Raw genomic sequence first — 16,275 nt, forward strand, 5'->3', positions numbered from 1 at the left:
ATGACGACAAACTCGGCCCCGGCCGGCCATCATACTTTCGTTCCTTCCGTGCGTGTTGTCGAACGAGGCAAAGTCGTATCAGCATTGGAAGCGGTGCGCCTTATCCGCTCGGGCGATACGCTTGCGACAAGCGGTTTCGTCGGCATAGGTTTCGCGGAAGAGATCGCCATTGCACTGGAGAAGCGCTTTCTCGACGGCCGCGAGAAGATACTCGAAGAGGGAGATGAGCCGATTGCTGATCTCACACTTGTCTATGCTGCAGGTCAGGGAGATGGCTGCGGCAAAGGATTGAATCATCTCGCGCATGAAGGGCTCGTCAAGCGCGTGGTTGGCGGTCATTGGGGACTTGTGCCGGGCCTGCAGAAGCTCGCGATCGAAAATCGTATCGAAGCGTATAACCTCCCACAAGGCGTGATATCGCAGTTGTTTCGCGATATCGCTGCCCATCGACCGGGGCAACTGTCGACGGTCGGGCTGGGCACGTTCGTCGACCCACGCAATGGCGGCGGCAAGCTCAACATCCGTACGACGGAGGAACTCGTCCATCTCATGCCCATCGACGGCAGAGATTACCTCTACTACAAGGCGTTTCCAATCGATGTTGCCATCGTGCGCGGCACGACTGCCGACATGGATGGCAATGTGACCATGGAGAAGGAAGCGCTCACGTTGGAAGCTTTGGCAATCGCGATGGCTGCACGCAATTCGGGCGGTATCGTGATTGCGCAAGTCGAGCGGCTGGCGGAATCGAACACGCTCAACTCACGTCAAGTAAAGATACCAGGCGTTATGGTGGATTGCGTCGTCGTCGCGCAGCAGGCCAACCATTGGCAGACCTTTGGTGCTCAGTATAATGCAGCGTTTTCAAGTGAATTACGCGTGGCAACGAGCTCTATCGCGCCGATGCCAATGAGCGAACGCAAAGTCATTGCGCGTCGCGCCGCATTCGAGTTGATGGCCAATAGCGTCGTGAATCTAGGCATCGGCATGCCGGAAGGCATCGCGGCCGTTGCCAACGAAGAGCAGGTCATTGATCTCTTCACGATGACCACCGAACCCGGCGTGATTGGGGGAATTCCCGCGGGAGGTCTTAACTTTGGCGCCGCATCAAATACTCAGGCGATCATTGACCAACCGTATCAATTCGACTTCTACGACGGCGGTGGTCTCGACATCGCCTTCCTTGGCCTTGCGCAAGCGGACAAGGAAGGTAACCTCAATGTCAGCAAGTTCGGTCCCAGGCTGGCGGGTGCCGGCGGTTTCATCAACATAAGTCAAGCTGCAAAAAAAGTAGTGTTCGTCGGCACGTTCAGTGCCGGCAGATTCGATATTGCAATCGACCAGGGCAAGCTCGCGATTCGTCGTGAAGGCGATTGCCGAAAGTTCGTGAATGCGGTTGAACATCGAACTTTCAGCGGTCGATATGCTGTCGAGCGCGGACAAGTCGTTCTTTATATCACCGAGCGCTGCGTATTCGAACTCACTGAAGAAGGACTGACGTTGACGGAAGTTGCCCCCGGCATCGATATTGAACGCGATATCGTCTCGCAAATGGATTTCCGTCCCGTGATGAAGGCGCCGCCGCGCTTGATGGACGAGCGCATCTTTCGAGATGTACCAATGAGTTTGCGCAGCGTTCTGCTCAGGCTCAATCTAAGCGAGCGTTTCAGCTACGACCCCGAGAAGAACCTCTTCTTCATCAACTTTGAAGGACACGAAGTCGTCCAAATAAGCGATGTCGAGGCGATCCGCCGCGAGGTCAGGAAGAAATTGGCTGGCGTATCAGTCAAGCCGCATGCCATCGTGAATTACGATAACTTCGCGATTCGTCCCGACATGCTGGATGCTTACTCGGAGATGGTCACCCAGCTGGTTCGCGACTATTACCACGGCGTCACCCGCTACACGACAAGCAGCTTTTTGCGCATGAAGCTCGGTGATGCGCTCAAGCGCAGGGGCGTCGCCCCCTATATCTATGAAAGTCCGGAGGAGGCGCGCGAGCATGGGATGAAGCGCGCTTCCGACTGATCGAACAAGGCTGTCCGGCATGGGGATGAACGACGAGAACGCGTCCGATACTCACGATCTTACCGCAGAGACCAATCCGGCAAGATTTCCGCGAGAATCACGACAGACGACGTCTGTAACGATCGCAACGAAAGGCGGCGTCCGAAAGCGTGAACGTACCTTCGAGGGAGATTTGGGCCGGCCGGATAGCGTCAAGGAATTTCAATGGGACGTTAATGGCTCGACGGGTGGCGCGCTGGCCAATGCCACTCGCGCCACACTCAAGTGAACCGGGCTGCTCCAGAATTACTCCGCGCTTGCGGCAGGCGGCCCAGTCATCGCACAAAGAGGAAGCCGCGAACCTCATTGATATTCGGTCACTTTAAGGCAAGGCTTATGATTTCCAGACGGGCGCAAGAATACGACGACGGCGACCATTGCTGCGATAAGCATGGCGCCGCCGACGATGAAGACTGCCCGCGTACTATGTACGAGTGCGGTTTGATGGTCGGCAATTCCGCGTTGCGCCCACACCGCAACGGAGGTGAGCAATCCTAGGCCGAGCGACGCCCCGAGTTGGTGTGCGACGTTGAGTACACCGGAAGCTACGCCAGTTTCACTTTTTGCGACGCCGGATACGCCTGCAGACGTCATCGGGGCTAAACTGAGTCCTTGTCCGGCTCCGATGAGCGACATGGGAAGAGCGATGGACATCCAAAATGTCGCAGAGGTATCGAGAAAGCTCATCCACAGTATGCCGACACATGTTGAGAGCAGACCCAGGAGCAAGACCGCATCTTCGCCCATGCGCCTCGCTAACACTGGAACAGAGAAGGGTGCGACGAATGCCACGACGGTCATTGGAAGAAAGCCAAGCCCGGCCTCGATTGCGGAGAAACCCAACGCATCCTGCATGAACTGGGATCCAAAGAAGAAGAAGGAGACCATCGGACCCAGAAACAGGAAGCGAATGATATAGGCTCCGAGCCTGCGACGATGCGCGAATACTCGCATCGGCATCAGAGGTTGGCTGGTTCGATGTTCATGCCATAGAAAAGCCACGATGGTTACCACACCGATCGCCGCGGGAAGCAGCACACCGCGACTCAGCCACCCCTCGACCTCAGTTCGCATTACAGCAAGGATGATCGAGCTGAATCCAAACGTAGAGAGAAGTGCTCCCCAAGTGTCGAGGCGCGTAGGGAAGCGTGGGCTCTCATTGAGAGAACGCCGCGTAATGTAGAGGAGGGCGATGCCCACGGGAATATTCAGGAAGAATCCCGCGCGCCATGAAAGGGTCTCCGCAAACACGCCTCCCAGCACGAGGCCGACGCTTGCGCCAATTCCTGCTGTCGAACCATACCACGCGAGCGCGCTGTTCCTCGCCTCGCCTTCTTCAAAGTTCTGGGATAGAAGGGTGAGGGCAGACGGTGCGATGAGCGATGCGCCGATTCCCTGGATCGCACGCGCTACTATCAGCCAAAGAGAGTCGTGGGCCATTCCGATGGCTGCAGAGGACACGATAAATACAGATAGCCCGACTTGCATGATGCGTCGTGCCCCAGCGAGGTCTCCGCATCGGGCGCCGAAGAGCAAGAACGCTCCGAAGAAAAGCGTGTAGACACTTTGAACGGAGGAGAGTTGCGCAGGTGTGAGACCGAGGTCAGCACGAATGTGTGGGAGCCCCGCGATGACGATGGAGGTGTCCAAAACAATCATCAAGTAGCTGCCGATAATGACCAGTAACGAGGCAGCTTGCTGTTTGCGCTGGTCAATGCTCATATTGCCTGAAGTCGTCACCTTAGTGGGTTCCGGTGGAAGTGAGAGAGATACTGCGGAAATGCGCTGGGCTTGCGAGGAGGGTAGTTGACGCGTCGTTTCAGGTCGAACGCGGTCGCCACCGCCATCAAGTTTACGGCCTTATCCCGTCACGAGTAACTCTGCACGTAGGCTTGAGGCTATATCTGTATTTCATAAATCGCTTGTAGCCATCAAACATCGGTCCCAAACTTATAGTTCGATCATCGTCTTTTTTGCCCTGGAAACGAATCATGCATCGGGAAGCACTTGTCGACTTAAACGCCTTTGCCGCGGTCGCGGAAGAGCGAAGCTTCACCCGTGCGTCCGTGCGGCTCGGGACTTCCCAGTCGGCGATTAGTTACGCGGTCCGAAGACTGGAGGATCGACTTGGTGTGCGTCTTTTGCACCGAACGACACGAAGTGTGGCACCGACGGAAGCGGGGCAGCTTCTCCTTGAGACGTTGCGAACGTCCTTTGAGGAGATTTCTGAGCAGCTGAGCTTCATCGAAAAGCTTGGATCCGAACCGAGTGGAACAATACGGATCAGCACTCCGGAGCACGCGTTTACGACTGTCCTTTGGCCAAAGCTCAGTGAATTCATGCGTAGCCACCCCTCTATCAAGCTGGAGGTCGAGCTCAACGCTGGTGATGTCGACATCGTTGACGCGAGGTTCGATGTGGGGGTGCGACTCGGGCGCGAGGTTCCCAAGGACATGGTTGCTGTCCCGCTCGGGCCGGAGCTGCGAATGGCCGTTGTTGCCTCACCTGAATACTTTTCAGGACGGCAGCGACCAATGACGCCGTACGAACTGTCCAATCATCTATGTATCAATTACAGACGTCCGATGACGGGGAGGGTGGTACCGTGGGAATTTTCGCTCGATAACAAGAGGGCGAGGCTTCGCGTGGGAGGTCAACTCACGTTCAACAACATGATGGCAGCCTTGAATGCCGCGAGGGCTGGCCACGGCGTTGCGTACATCCCGGAAGACTACGTGAACGCGGACCTGACTAGTGGTGCGTTGGAGCGTGTACTTTCGGACTGGTGTGCCCCGTATTCCGGCTTCCACTTGTATTACGCCAACAGAAAGCAGCCTTCTGCCGCGTTAGCATTGCTTATCAATGCGCTCAAGCTCCCGGCAATGCCGAGGACGTAGGTCTTCTGTATCGATTCGTTTCGCGTCGCGAGAAGGAGGTTGGCGGCTTACCATCCGTCATGGTAGCCGCCTAATGTCGCTCGACTAGTCGATTGTTGAGTCTGGGTTACCTCTTGCGATCAAAGTCGCACCAGAACGGCCTTCGTCTGCGTGTATGCCTCGAGGGACTCTGCACCGAATTCCCGGCCGAGCCCCGACTGCTTGTAGCCGCCAGAAGCCATTACCGGATGTGCCTCTCCATACGTGTTCACCCATACGCGACCGGCTTTGATCGCGCGTGATATGGCATGGGCGCGGGTCAAGTCACGGGTCCATACCGCGGCTGCCAGGCCGTATGGCGTATCGTTGGCCTTCGCGATTGCATCCTGCTCGTCACTGAAGGGAATGATCGAAAGGACGGGGCCGAAAATCTCCTCCCGGGCAATCCTCATCGAGTTCGAGACTGAGCCGAAGACGGTTGGCTGGATGAAGTGGCCGACATCTCCAACCCGCGAACCGCCGAGCAAGAGGTCAGCTCCATCCGTGGTCCCAGCATCGACATATGACATCACGCGATGCAACTGATCCTGAGAGATGAGCGGGCCGAGTTTGGTGTCAGCGTCGAAAGGTGAACCGACCTTGTAGGTCGCGGCCAGTTCACTGACCCGCCGAGCTACCTCGTCGTGAATGCTCTCGTGTACAAACAGACGTGTTCCGGCGGAGCAGATCTGACCAGAGTTCCCACAGAAGCTTCGGACCGCAGCTGCAACTGCGCTATCCAGATCAGCGTCCTGGAAAATGATGTTCGGCGATTTCCCACCGAGTTCGAGCGTGATCTTCTTCAGGTTGCCAGTCGAGGCTGCGAGAATCTGTTTGCCAACTGCGGTGGAGCCCGTAAAAGCGACTTTATCGACGTCAGGATGCGCGGCAAGTGCGGCACCTGCGACTGCGCCGGGCCCTGGCAGAATATTGACTACGCCTGGGGGAAGTCCCGTTTCCTGAACGATTTCACCGAAGCGCAGCGTCGACAGTGGAGTCAATTCGGCTGGCTTGACCACGGCGGTGTTCCCGCAAGCGAGCGCGTTGGCCACTTTCATGCACGCCATCATGAGGGGCGTGTTCCACGCATTGATGAGGCCGCAGACTCCAACCGGCTCACGAACCATGTAGATGAAGGACGACGGGTCACTCGGGTTGGTAGTGCCGAGAATCTTGGTTGGCCATCCAGCGTAATATCGCACCACCTCCGCACACTTCTTCACGGTGTTAGTGCTGTACCACAGGGGCATCCCGTTATCTAAGGTCTCGAGCGCTGCAAGCTCCTCGCCGTGCTCCTCGATAGCATCTGCAATTTTTAGCAGCGCAACCGTACGCTGGTCCGGCGTCATTGAGGCCCACGAAGGTGCCACAAACGCACGTCGAGCTGCTGCGACGGCAGCGTCGACATCCGCTTCGTCCGCATCTGCGACCGTCGTAAGCGCTTCTTCGGTTGCCGGGTTATAGGTGGTGAACGTTTTCCCAGATTGCGCATTCACCCACTTGCCATCGATCAGTAGCTGCTTCGGGCCGCCCTTGATCCATTCGAGAGCCTTATGATGGCCAAGGCCAATCGATTGTCGTTCCCCAGCGTTCGCTAAGTTCATGTTCATTGCTCCCTCGAGGGAAGTAAAGGTATGTGTGGTCCTCGCCCCCAACTGTGTTGCTGTTGCCTCGGCGCCTCTACAGTCGCCAGCCATGCAAGCGACGCTTCAACGAGGGAAAGTCTGATGCTGGGACTTCCCGGCAACTGCTCGACAGGTGGGGGCGGCGGCGCGAGCCGTCAACTTGATATGCACATGCGATTAGTCGGGAATCGCATGTTTGCCCGACACTTAGAATTTATTCCAGATCGTTATCGGCAGGAACCAGATGCGTTCCCGCAAGGCGATCCATAACCAGGGTGCAGGCGTGGACATTGGCATCGGGGCCCTTCTCGCTAATGCACATCTGATACATTTCTCGCGTCAGATTTCCGAAGAACATCGGTACCCGGGAATCGTTACCTAATTGACATGCAAGCCGGAGATCCTTGTGCATTAGGCTTAACGTGAAGCCGAAATTGAGCTTTCCGGTGAGCACGTGCTGCCGCAGGTATTTTTCGAGGAATGCATTCCTCGCATTGCCGCTTACCAGCATCTCGCAGGCCTTCGCTGGATCGATTCCATTCTTTGTCGCGAGCGAGATAGCTTCGAGACTGAGCAGTCTCTGTGCGCCTGAGACCAGATTGTTAATCAACTTGATGACGTGGCCTGCACCGACACCGCCAGCGTGCGAGATATTCGGGCTTATGAGTTCGAGCAACGGGCGCACCTCGTCGAACGTGGACGGCTCGGCACCGACCAGGATAGCGATCGTGCCAGCCTGAGCTCCTTCCGGGCCGCCACTCACAGGGGCGTCGACGAATTTGACTTGAAGCTTTGCCAGGTCCGCAGCGATGCTGCGCGTGATGCTTGGATCGCCGCTGGTCTGGTCGATGACGACCGTGCCCGGCCTTAGAGATTGTGCGACGCCATTCTCGCCAAATAGGGCAGTGCGCACGTGCTCGCTAGTCGGAAGGCAAAAGAAGACAGTGTCACAAGACGCGGCAAGCTCACGCGCCGAGGCACAAGGCGATGCGCCGCTCTCTGCAAGACTTTTTAGCGAGGCCGAATTGAGGTCAAAAACAACCAATGGCTGTCGAAGCTGAAGCCGCCGAGCCAAAGCTCCGCCCATCTCGCCAAGCCCGATGTAACCAACTTTCATACCGTGTACTCCGTACCGTAGCAAATTCGATGTCGGCTCTGTCGCGATGTCAGTTACAGATTCGCGAAGATCTCTTTGGCCTGGAATGCCGCTACGTTTGCGCTCGGCCACCCCGAATAGAACGCCATGTGAGTGATCATCTCGATGAGCTCTTCCTTCGTAACCCCGTTCTGGATTGCGCGCGGAAAATGAGTCTTCATCTGTTCCGTCCAGCCAAAGGCGACGAGAGCCGTACAGGTGATCAAGCTTCGGTCACGCTTCGACAGCTGCGGGCGTTCCCAGATGTCCCCGAAAAGCACGGTGTCGCCCAGTTCGACCAGCTTCGGTGCGATCTCTTGAAGGGACTGTCTGGCTTTTTGTGAGGGCGTGAGTTCAGTCATCTGCGTCTCCTGTTTGCGTATTTGAAGTGCTCATGAAAGGGAGGTATCGTTTCCGCGTAAGACGGCTACGATTTTTTGAGCACCGTCCGAGTTTATCGCCGCCTCCGTACCGGGGGGAGGTGGTGCCATGCCAAGTAGCTTTGCTCGGCGCGCAAAGTCCGAAGACGCCCTTCCGCGCTGGCCGCGGTGACGGGGCCACATCCAATCGCCCTCAATTTTCGCAGCTCCGAGCCTGACGCAAGGGGATGGCGTGCTGTGCTGGGGCCACTCAGGGCTCAGGAACCTCTAGGAGTTATCTCGCGGAAAGACACGAGTTGGATCTTTGCGCAGCAGGCAATGATCCTTGCCGGGCTGGCTGCTGGTTAGCGCCGTGACCCGTGAGTAGTATGGGCTCGTCCATCGGCCTGCAAACGCCCTGTCGGAACGGAGACATGACCTGCGCGAGACAGCGCAAGGGGCGTGCGGGAGTAAAGTCGGCTCTTAAACTGAGAAAAGCATGACCAGTCTGAACTATCCGGCTCAACCGGATCCCCTGATTAAGACGAAGACCTATGTCCTCGTTCATGGCGCCTACCACGGAGGGTGGTGTTGGAAGGAGGTGGCCGCGCACCTGCGCTCCAAGGGCCATACGGTGTATTCCCCGACTCTGACCGGGCTCGGCGAGCGTTCGCACCTGATCGAGACGCGCCCCACGCTCGACATAATGATTAAAGATGTTGAGCAGGTCCTCGTATATGAAGAGTTGAATGATGTAATTCTGGTAGGGCACAGCTTCGCCGGAACGATCGTATCAGCACTGGCGGATCGGATGCCGGAGCGGTTGCGCCATTTGGTGTATTTGGACGCCCAGGTTCTCATGTCTGGGCAGGCGCCGGCAGACACTGCTCCTCCAGAAATTATCGAACGCTATCTCGAGCGAGCGCGCGAGTGCAATAGCACGGGCATCGGCGTGCCGCCACCGCCTCCGGAAAATTTTGGAATCGTTGACGCAGATATGCTCGAGCGAGCAAGGAGGCTCGTGACCGCACATCCGTTCGGCGCTTATTTTAACAAGCTGGTTTTGCATCACCCGCTTGGGAACGGTATTCGGGCCACATATATCGCGTGTACGAAGCCTCTGCATCCGAACACGGCGCATTCGCGTGAAGTAGCTAGAGCTCAACGAGGCTGGACCTACCTCGAGATCGAAACTGGCCATGACGCAATGCTGACGTGGCCAGACGAACTGGCTCGGATGCTTGATGACATCAACTAGTTCATACAGCAGTCGTAGTGGCGAAAGGCACCTACCTGATCGGCAAAAGTAAGATCTCAAGTGTTCAGAACCACCTTCGGCGCCAGAAAAACCAGTAGGAGCAAGTTGGGGAGCATTTTTCCCTCGCTTCAAGATTTGTAAGGGATGAAGGGATAAGTGTAGTTTTGGGTGAATGAGTCACCGTACGAAGGTAATAAAAATTCAAACCAGAGCAGATGCAATTCATATATTACGTTCTGCGAACAAATTGGAGATGATATGGAAAAGAGCAAGCTGATTGGAGCCGCAGTCATCGGCGTTATGGCTGGTGCCGCACATGCGCAAAGCAGCGTAACGTTGTATGGCTTGCTGGACCAGGGGATCAACTACATCAGCAACGATGGTGGTCACGCGAACTGGACGAACACTAGCGGCGTATTGAATGGGCCGAGGTGGGGGCTCAAAGGCTCGGAGGATTTGGGCGGCGGCCTGAAGGCCATATTCACGTTGGAGAACGGCTTTTCTATCTCCAGTGGCGCCCTCGCGCAAGGTCGCATGTTTGCGCGCCAGTCCTACGTTGGACTGAGCAGTGCCAGGTTCGGGTCGGTCACCCTCGGTCGACAGTACGACTCAATCATCGATTACGTTCAATCGCTTCCATCTTCGAACATCTACATTGGTGTTGGCCATCCTTTCGACAACGACAACCTCATCAACAGCTTTCGCATAAATAACTCCATTAAATACAGTAGCATCGATTATAACGGCCTGACATTTGGGGGGCTTTATGGGTTCAGTAATACGCCTTCGAACGGAGAGGCGTCGGGATTTGCGGCCAATCGGGCATGGAGCCTGGGCGCGAACTATAAAAACGGCGGCCTGGCTCTCGCTGCTGGATATATTCGACTGAGTTCACCCAATGAAAACACTACCGGCGCCATTGTTGGCGACTACAACAACTTTTCGCCAACATCGGCGCTTGGCAGTGCGGGGCTACCGGGCGCCGTTCAACGCCAAGCGATCTTTGCAACGGGCATCTCGTATCAGCTGAGCGCCGTTCACCTCGCGTTCGTCTACAGCAACTCAAGGATAAGCTCGACAGGAGATAACCTGACGTTCTCCAACTATGATGTGAACATGGGCTATCAAATTCGTCCTGACGTACTACTTGCGGCTACGTACACTTTCACTGACGGCAAGCTTGACTCGACCGGTGCTAAGCCGAAGTACCACCAGGTGGGTCTGCTCGGGGACTATTTTGTTTCGAAGCGAACAGATCTGTATCTGCTCGGCGTTTTTCAGCGGGCTGCGGGTGACGCACCGGTTGCCTCGATCGCTCCCGACTCATATGGTGCAGGCGGTAGCTTTGCGCCCGACGCGTCGACAAGCAAGAGTCAGCTACTGCTGCGCGCCGGAATTCGAACCAAGTTCTGAAGATATTGAATTTGTAACTAGAACTTGGGCTCTCGGCTGGAAAGCTAGCGCTGCCTTAAAACAAAAAAAAATTGGCGATTGCGACGATGCCGAGAGTCGTCTGAGGTTCTGGCTATTTGCTGCTGTAGATCTATGATACTCGGAGGAGACGTGGGTACAAAGAAGGCTATGCGACGCACCCTAGGTGCCGGTGCGATCGGCAATTTCATTGAGGTGTATGACTTTTCGGTGTTCGGACTTTCGGTGCCGATTCTTGCCATGCACTTTTTCCCGGGAACCGACAGAATGGCTGCTATTCTGAGCACATTCGGCGTGTACGCTGTCGCGTTCTTCGCGCGACCAGTCGGCGGCCTGTTGTTTGGGATCATGGCGGACCGGGTTGGTCGTATCAAGGTTCTTACTTCCACAGTCTGGTTGATGGCCGGGAGCACCGCTCTCATTGGTCTGCTGCCGACTTATAAGAGTCTTGGAATCATGGCCCCAACATTTCTCGTCCTACTACGCATCGCCCAGGGGATGGCGTTAGGGGGGGAGACCTCTGGAAGCGCAAGCTACGTCATCGAGTCGGCACCAGACAATCAACGGGGGCGGTGGATCGGCTTCATTTATTTTTTCAGCTATGTCCCTAACGCAGCCGTAGCGGTACTCTTGCTCGCACTCAGATTGTTCTCCGATCCTGCGGCTTTTACGGATTGGATTTGGCGAATTCCATTTGTTTTCGGAGGCGTACTTGGAGTCGTCGGCTTTTGGTTCCGGCGGCGTTTGGAGGATCCAAAGGAATACATCGAAGCTACTCGTGAGGCAAAAGTCGAGAACCTTGTCGCGACTGCAACACGATCTGGAGCGAAGGGCATGCTTCATGTGTTCCTGTTAGTACCTCTCTCCGCAGTAGGTGGCTACTTCATCCAAGGCTTCATGTACACATTCCTTGTGACGAAGGTAAAAGTCGCCCCCGAAGTCGCGCTATTGACTAATGCTGCCGGTATCATGGCGATCGGAATCACAATCTTGATTGCAGGGGCGCTTAGCGATCGGTTCGGTCGAAAGGCTCTGCTCAATATTGGATCTCTCTGGATTGCGATCAGCGCGTACCCGTCTGTCTGGTTAGTGAGTTTAGGAACGGTCGAGGGCGCGATGCTCGGCCAGATTCTATTCGCCATCGGTGTCGGTCTCTATGGAGGTGCATCGATGACGGCGACGCTAGAAGTGTTTCCGACTGCCTATCGCGCTACCGGACACGCAATATCTTACCAACTCGCCGCGGCAATCATGGGCGGTACGACACCTTTGATCGCGACCTGGTTGGTGGCAAAGTTTGGTACTCCGACCGCACCTGGGATCTATACGGCAGTCTGCGGCTTGATCGCGTTCGTCGCGATTCAGTTTGTGCCAGAGACGAGGGGAATTCAACTGCGTCAGTCGATTGAGGGCAGTCCGGAAGATCCGACAGGAGCAGTGGTCAGGTAGGCGCGATAATCGAGTTAGATCCTGTTTATAAACCTCGATGTAACTTGCTGTGACTGGGCGTGCCAGCGCCGCGACATGCGGCGCTGCATCTTCGAATGCTCTCTCTTTAGTATAAGGTGCGTACGGGCAGAGGCCAGAGGAGCGCGAACGACGGGCGGTTTCCCGTCGCTATATTCGCACCTCGGCTCACGAAGGTGAAAAAATAAAACACGCGGTACTTTGTCAGGGTGATCGCAAACCCGGGGTTTATCGACAACCATTTGTAGCGCGGTCAGGGATTGCAGCTCTGAATCTTAAGTCGGGAGAACATATGGCAACGGAGAATTTCGAGAAGGGCTTGGCACTTCGCACGGAGCTTGCAGGAAAAGAGTATGTCGATAAGGTCTTCAGTGACCCCGACGACTACAGTGTGCCGCTCCACGAAATCCTGACGGAGTTTTGCTGGGGAGCCGTCTGGAGCCGACCTGGGCTCGATCGCCGCAGTCGTAGCATTTTGAACCTTGGAATGCTGTCGGCTCTTAATCGAACAGAGGAATTCGCGGGTCATGTGAAGATCGCTCTTAAGAACGGAATGACGAAGGAGGAAATCCGAGAGTGCTTGCTTCAGGTAGCCGTGTACTGTGGTATGCCTGCAGGTGTCACCGCATTCCGCATTGCGCGGAAGGTCTTCGAAGAACTTGGGATCTGAAAGATAGTGAAGCTTTGCCTGCAGCGCTCTGAAATTCATACGTTTGGAGCCCTTATACGCGAGGCGCGGATGTGGTGTTGGCTCTGCTTAACGAAAGCAAGGGCCCTATAGGCCGCGCGCATAAGCCAGCTGGAGTTAGTGGGAGACAAAATGCAAGAATCGAATCAGCGCGAACCCGTGTTTGCCGACAGCACAGAGCGCAGGACCATAAAAAAGGTCACATGGCGAGTTCTGCCGCTAGTCATCCTCTGTTATTTCTTCGCCTACCTTGACAGGACAAACGTAGGCGTCGCTGCGCTGCAGATGAATAAAGATATTGGTCTGACAGCGTCCATGTTCGGGTTCGGTGCAGGCCTGTTCTTCGTCATGTACTTCACGATGGAGGTCCCATCGAACTTGTTCATGTTCCGATACGGCGTCAGGCGGTGGATTGCCCGGATCATGTTCACGTGGGGGCTTATTGCCGGCGCGATGGCCTTTGTCAAGGGGCCGATTGGGTTCTACGCAATGCGTGGACTTCTTGGTGCGGCGGAAGCCGGCTTTTATCCCGCCATCGTGTACTACTTCACGTTGTGGTTTCCGTCCGGGTACCGCGCTCGGGTACTGGGCTACCTCAACGTCGCAGGTCCTCTGACATTTCTCATCGGTGCGCCAATTTCTGGAGCCCTGCTGAGCGTCAGCGGACTAGGTTTGCCGGGCTGGCAATGGATGTTCATCATTGAGTCCATTCCAGCGATTATCCTCGCCGGCGTGGTCCTCAAATATCTTCCCGATGGTCCGTGCACGAGCGAATGGTTGACGCGGGACGAGGCGGCGTGGCTTTCCCAAAAGCTCAGGAAGGAAGCCGTTGACATTAAGGAGCATGTTCGCGAATACACCGTTGTACAGGCGCTGCTCTCTCCGCCCGTTCTTCTGCTCGGTTTCTTCATGTTTAACGTTGTGGTTACTGTCTACAGTGTGGGTTTCTTTCTGCCGCAGATTGTTAACTCTTTCGGACTTAGCCACTTCCATACGGGTGTTGTGTCTGCCCTGCCATACATTGCTGGGTGCATCGGAATGTTGCTTGTCGGCTGGAGATCGGACGTCACGCGTGAGCGATATTTTCACGTTGCCATTCCTATGTTCGTTGCAGCAGTGGGACTGGTAATCGCGGCCATGTCGTCAGATTTGACTGTCAGCATTATTGCCTTCGGCTTGGTCTCGTTCGGCTCTTACGGATGTGTTCCCGCTTTTTGGAGTCTTCCGTCTACGTTCATGTCAGGCAAAGCAATGGCCGGGGGCGTCGCAGTCATCAACTCGATCGGCGCCTTGGGAGGATTTGCGGGCCTATGGATTATGGGGTTGCTGAAGGATGCTACGGGCAGTTTCGCAGGAGGGCTCTACTTCGTGGCCGGTATGGACGCCCTTGCAGTTCTCGCCATTCTGTTGGTTCGCAGCCTGCTGTTGAAGCAAAATGCGAAAAGTCGCGTACTTCATGAGAACCAGTGCCAGAACACCTGAACCGCCATACGGTGTATGACCGATAATCTGCTGAAAGCGAGCTTTTGATCACAAAATCTGGAATTTGGCGAGAGCGCCAGGGTCCGAATTCCGGCTCCATTCGCTATCTCTTGAACCGCAGGTGAAACGCTATCGTGACTCGATATAAACGGCTAGACGGCAGAGATGAGCCAATCATCGAACCCGAACTTGAGATCATCGACTCGCACCATCATCTTTGGATGCACCCGACAATGCCGTACCTGCTCGAGGAATATCTCTCCGACGCAGCGGCCGGTCACAATATTGTCGCATCCGTCTATGTAGAGACGCAGGCATTTGTTCGCCCCGATGGCCCGGAGTTACTACGCCCACTCGGAGAAATTGAATTCGCGAATGGCATGGCGGCGATGGCAGCCAGTGGTGCGTACGGGCAGTGCCGAGCTTGTGCGTCGATTGTGGGTCACGCTGATCTGAGGCAGGGCAGTGCGATCGGCGAATTGCTGGATTGGGCTATAAGGATCGCGCCGAGCCGCTTTCGGGGTATTCGGCAAGTCACAAACGAGCATCCCGACGAGGCGCCGTACCGGTATTTCAAACAGCGCCCCCCGCGCGGAATCATGGAGAGCCCGAACTTCGTTGTCGGACTCCAGGAGCTTGAGAAGCGTGGACTTTCGTTTGATGCATCGGTCTTTCATCAGCAGTTGCCGCAACTAGCGAAACTCGCAGATGCGGCTCCAAACCTTCATATTGTCATCAACCACATGGGCCTTGCGGTCGCACTCGACATGGCCGAGGACGGCCGCGCCGCTGTGTTTCAGGAGTGGCGCCGGCTCTTATGGGAGATCGCTGCGAGACCGAACGTTTTGTGCAAGATTGGGGGGTTGGGGCTTCCATACTGGGGATTTGGCCTCGAAGAGCGAGACGACGCAATTGGTTTTGAAGAGCTCGCGGCACTATGGCGCCCGTATGTGCTTGCGGCAATCGACGCCTTTGGCCCGGATCGTTGCATGATGGAAAGCAACTTTTCGGCTGACGCTCGCTCGTGCGGCTTTGTTCCGTTATGGAACGCGCTCAAGTGGAGTGTTCGGGACATGTCGGCGGCAGACAAAGTTGCGTTGTTTTCTGGCACAGCGAAACGCATCTATCGAATCGAGGAGCCCGCAAACCTTCACAGAAGCAGTTAACGAGTGGTGGAATCTGGGACAAATGAGCGGCGGCTTTTCCGCGCCGCGTTTAAGGTGAATTCTCTTTGCCGCAGGCGTCACTTATCCGGTCCATGGTGCGCTAGGAAGTTGCATAAATAGTTGGCGACCTCCGTATTATTGAGGTTTGAAAACATGAAGTGGGGGTTGCCGCGCAATCCGGCTTCTGGTAAAGGCAAGAGGACTGCACTACCACTTCGTTCATTGACAAGTCCGGTGAACCTTGTCGCGACATAGAACTGAATACGACGACCGTCGGCAATGGGATTTGAGATTGGTTCAAGAGGGATATTGTCCCTGAACACAATTTGCATTGGCACGTCGAGCAATCGCGCGAATTGTTCGTCGGGGATCGGGGTGACGGCAGGTTGCTGTCCAGACTTCGGTTGGATGCGCTCGTCAGAGAGAATCTCAGTCGACTGACTTTCTGGATACACGAACGCTGGTTCGTAGCTAACAATGGCCCTCACAAGGTTTGTGTTCGCGGCAGCCAACCAGCCGTAAAGCCCTGAATTGCTGTGTGTCACTAGGTTGGAAGGGCCGATCTTTTCCAGCAACGAAACAAGCGCATCTGACATTACCTTGGGATCGTCGGTAACGGAAGGTTGCATGCCCTCGAGAGGCGAATCTGCGGCGTCCATCCGAAACGCTTGGTTTCTGAAAA

At 55.7% G+C, this 16,275-nt stretch carries 14 protein-coding genes; 9 read left to right on the forward strand and 5 right to left on the reverse strand.

Annotation, left to right across the window (positions count from 1 at the left end):
- Both L0U84_RS23100 and L0U84_RS23105 read left to right on the forward strand, forming a co-directional pair.
- Positions 1 to 2,028 (forward strand): acyl CoA:acetate/3-ketoacid CoA transferase, encoded by a 2,028-nt coding sequence (locus tag L0U84_RS23100; RefSeq protein WP_233852956.1) that lies wholly within the window; start codon positions 1 to 3, stop codon positions 2,026 to 2,028.
- Positions 2,029 to 2,053: 25 nt separating this feature from the next.
- Positions 2,054 to 2,296 carry a hypothetical protein gene (locus L0U84_RS23105; RefSeq protein WP_233852958.1) on the forward strand — a complete coding sequence of 81 codons (243 nt, stop codon included), beginning with the start codon at positions 2,054 to 2,056 and terminating at the stop codon, positions 2,294 to 2,296.
- 74 nt (positions 2,297 to 2,370) lie between these two features.
- Here the strand turns inward: L0U84_RS23105 and L0U84_RS23110 are convergent, their stop codons facing one another.
- On the reverse strand, positions 2,371 to 3,789 hold the full coding sequence (locus L0U84_RS23110; RefSeq protein WP_233852960.1) for an MFS transporter: 1,419 nt from the start codon (positions 3,787 to 3,789) through the stop codon (positions 2,371 to 2,373).
- 269 nt (positions 3,790 to 4,058) lie between these two features.
- Between L0U84_RS23110 and L0U84_RS23115 the strand changes: the two genes are divergently transcribed.
- Positions 4,059 to 4,964 carry a LysR family transcriptional regulator gene (locus L0U84_RS23115; protein WP_233852962.1) on the forward strand — a complete coding sequence of 302 codons (906 nt, stop codon included), beginning with the start codon at positions 4,059 to 4,061 and terminating at the stop codon, positions 4,962 to 4,964.
- Positions 4,965 to 5,083: 119 nt separating this feature from the next.
- Here L0U84_RS23115 and L0U84_RS23120 read toward each other — a convergent pair whose 3' ends face one another.
- From L0U84_RS23120 to L0U84_RS23130, 3 genes are all read right to left on the reverse strand, one after another.
- On the reverse strand, positions 5,084 to 6,592 hold the full coding sequence (locus L0U84_RS23120; RefSeq protein ID WP_233852963.1) for an aldehyde dehydrogenase family protein: 1,509 nt from the start codon (positions 6,590 to 6,592) through the stop codon (positions 5,084 to 5,086).
- Between the two features lie 229 nt (positions 6,593 to 6,821).
- Positions 6,822 to 7,835 (reverse strand): NAD(P)-dependent oxidoreductase, encoded by a 1,014-nt coding sequence (locus tag L0U84_RS23125; RefSeq protein WP_326491195.1) that lies wholly within the window; start codon positions 7,833 to 7,835, stop codon positions 6,822 to 6,824.
- Positions 7,778 to 8,104 carry a carboxymuconolactone decarboxylase family protein gene (locus L0U84_RS23130; RefSeq protein WP_233852965.1) on the reverse strand — a complete coding sequence of 109 codons (327 nt, stop codon included), beginning with the start codon at positions 8,102 to 8,104 and terminating at the stop codon, positions 7,778 to 7,780. Before L0U84_RS23130 ends, L0U84_RS23125 begins: the two co-directional genes overlap by 58 nt.
- Positions 8,105 to 8,600: 496 nt before the next feature.
- Between L0U84_RS23130 and L0U84_RS23135 the strand changes: the two genes are divergently transcribed.
- From L0U84_RS23135 to L0U84_RS23160, 6 genes are all read left to right on the forward strand, one after another.
- A complete protein-coding gene (locus tag L0U84_RS23135) occupies positions 8,601 to 9,359 on the forward strand; it encodes an alpha/beta fold hydrolase (protein ID WP_233852966.1) in 759 nt (252 codons plus the stop codon).
- A 258-nt stretch (positions 9,360 to 9,617) separates the two neighbouring features.
- Positions 9,618 to 10,772 (forward strand): porin, encoded by a 1,155-nt coding sequence (locus L0U84_RS23140; RefSeq protein WP_233852967.1) that lies wholly within the window; start codon positions 9,618 to 9,620, stop codon positions 10,770 to 10,772.
- A 150-nt stretch (positions 10,773 to 10,922) separates the two neighbouring features.
- On the forward strand, positions 10,923 to 12,239 hold the full coding sequence (locus L0U84_RS23145; RefSeq protein ID WP_233852968.1) for an MFS transporter: 1,317 nt from the start codon (positions 10,923 to 10,925) through the stop codon (positions 12,237 to 12,239).
- A 310-nt stretch (positions 12,240 to 12,549) separates the two neighbouring features.
- Positions 12,550 to 12,927 (forward strand): carboxymuconolactone decarboxylase family protein, encoded by a 378-nt coding sequence (locus L0U84_RS23150; RefSeq protein WP_233852969.1) that lies wholly within the window; start codon positions 12,550 to 12,552, stop codon positions 12,925 to 12,927.
- A 150-nt stretch (positions 12,928 to 13,077) separates the two neighbouring features.
- Positions 13,078 to 14,427, forward strand: coding sequence for an MFS transporter (locus L0U84_RS23155; RefSeq protein WP_233852971.1), 1,350 nt, complete (start codon positions 13,078 to 13,080; stop codon positions 14,425 to 14,427).
- A 134-nt stretch (positions 14,428 to 14,561) separates the two neighbouring features.
- A complete protein-coding gene (locus L0U84_RS23160; protein WP_233852972.1) occupies positions 14,562 to 15,593 on the forward strand; it encodes an amidohydrolase family protein in 1,032 nt (343 codons plus the stop codon).
- A 77-nt stretch (positions 15,594 to 15,670) separates the two neighbouring features.
- Here the strand turns inward: L0U84_RS23160 and L0U84_RS23165 are convergent, their stop codons facing one another.
- Positions 15,671 to 16,222 (reverse strand): hypothetical protein, encoded by a 552-nt coding sequence (locus L0U84_RS23165; protein ID WP_233852973.1) that lies wholly within the window; start codon positions 16,220 to 16,222, stop codon positions 15,671 to 15,673.
- Between the last annotated feature and the right edge of the window lie 53 nt (positions 16,223 to 16,275).

Source organism: Paraburkholderia sp. HD33-4, assembly GCF_021390635.1.
Lineage (GTDB): Bacteria > Pseudomonadota > Gammaproteobacteria > Burkholderiales > Burkholderiaceae > Paraburkholderia.

Coding starts and splice junctions, on each gene's coding strand:
- L0U84_RS23100 (WP_233852956.1), top strand. CDS start 1: ATGACGACAAACTCGGCCCCGGCCGGCCATCATACTTTCGTTCCTTCC.
- L0U84_RS23165 (WP_233852973.1), bottom strand. CDS start 16,222: ATGCAACCTTCCGTTACCGACGATCCCAAGGTAATGTCAGATGCGCTT.
- L0U84_RS23135 (WP_233852966.1), top strand. CDS start 8,601: ATGACCAGTCTGAACTATCCGGCTCAACCGGATCCCCTGATTAAGACG.
- L0U84_RS23115 (WP_233852962.1), top strand. CDS start 4,059: ATGCATCGGGAAGCACTTGTCGACTTAAACGCCTTTGCCGCGGTCGCG.
- L0U84_RS23120 (WP_233852963.1), bottom strand. CDS start 6,592: ATGAACATGAACTTAGCGAACGCTGGGGAACGACAATCGATTGGCCTT.
- L0U84_RS23140 (WP_233852967.1), top strand. CDS start 9,618: ATGGAAAAGAGCAAGCTGATTGGAGCCGCAGTCATCGGCGTTATGGCT.
- L0U84_RS23105 (WP_233852958.1), top strand. CDS start 2,054: ATGAACGACGAGAACGCGTCCGATACTCACGATCTTACCGCAGAGACC.
- L0U84_RS23130 (WP_233852965.1), bottom strand. CDS start 8,104: ATGACTGAACTCACGCCCTCACAAAAAGCCAGACAGTCCCTTCAAGAG.
- L0U84_RS23155 (WP_233852971.1), top strand. CDS start 13,078: ATGCAAGAATCGAATCAGCGCGAACCCGTGTTTGCCGACAGCACAGAG.
- L0U84_RS23110 (WP_233852960.1), bottom strand. CDS start 3,789: ATGAGCATTGACCAGCGCAAACAGCAAGCTGCCTCGTTACTGGTCATT.
- L0U84_RS23150 (WP_233852969.1), top strand. CDS start 12,550: ATGGCAACGGAGAATTTCGAGAAGGGCTTGGCACTTCGCACGGAGCTT.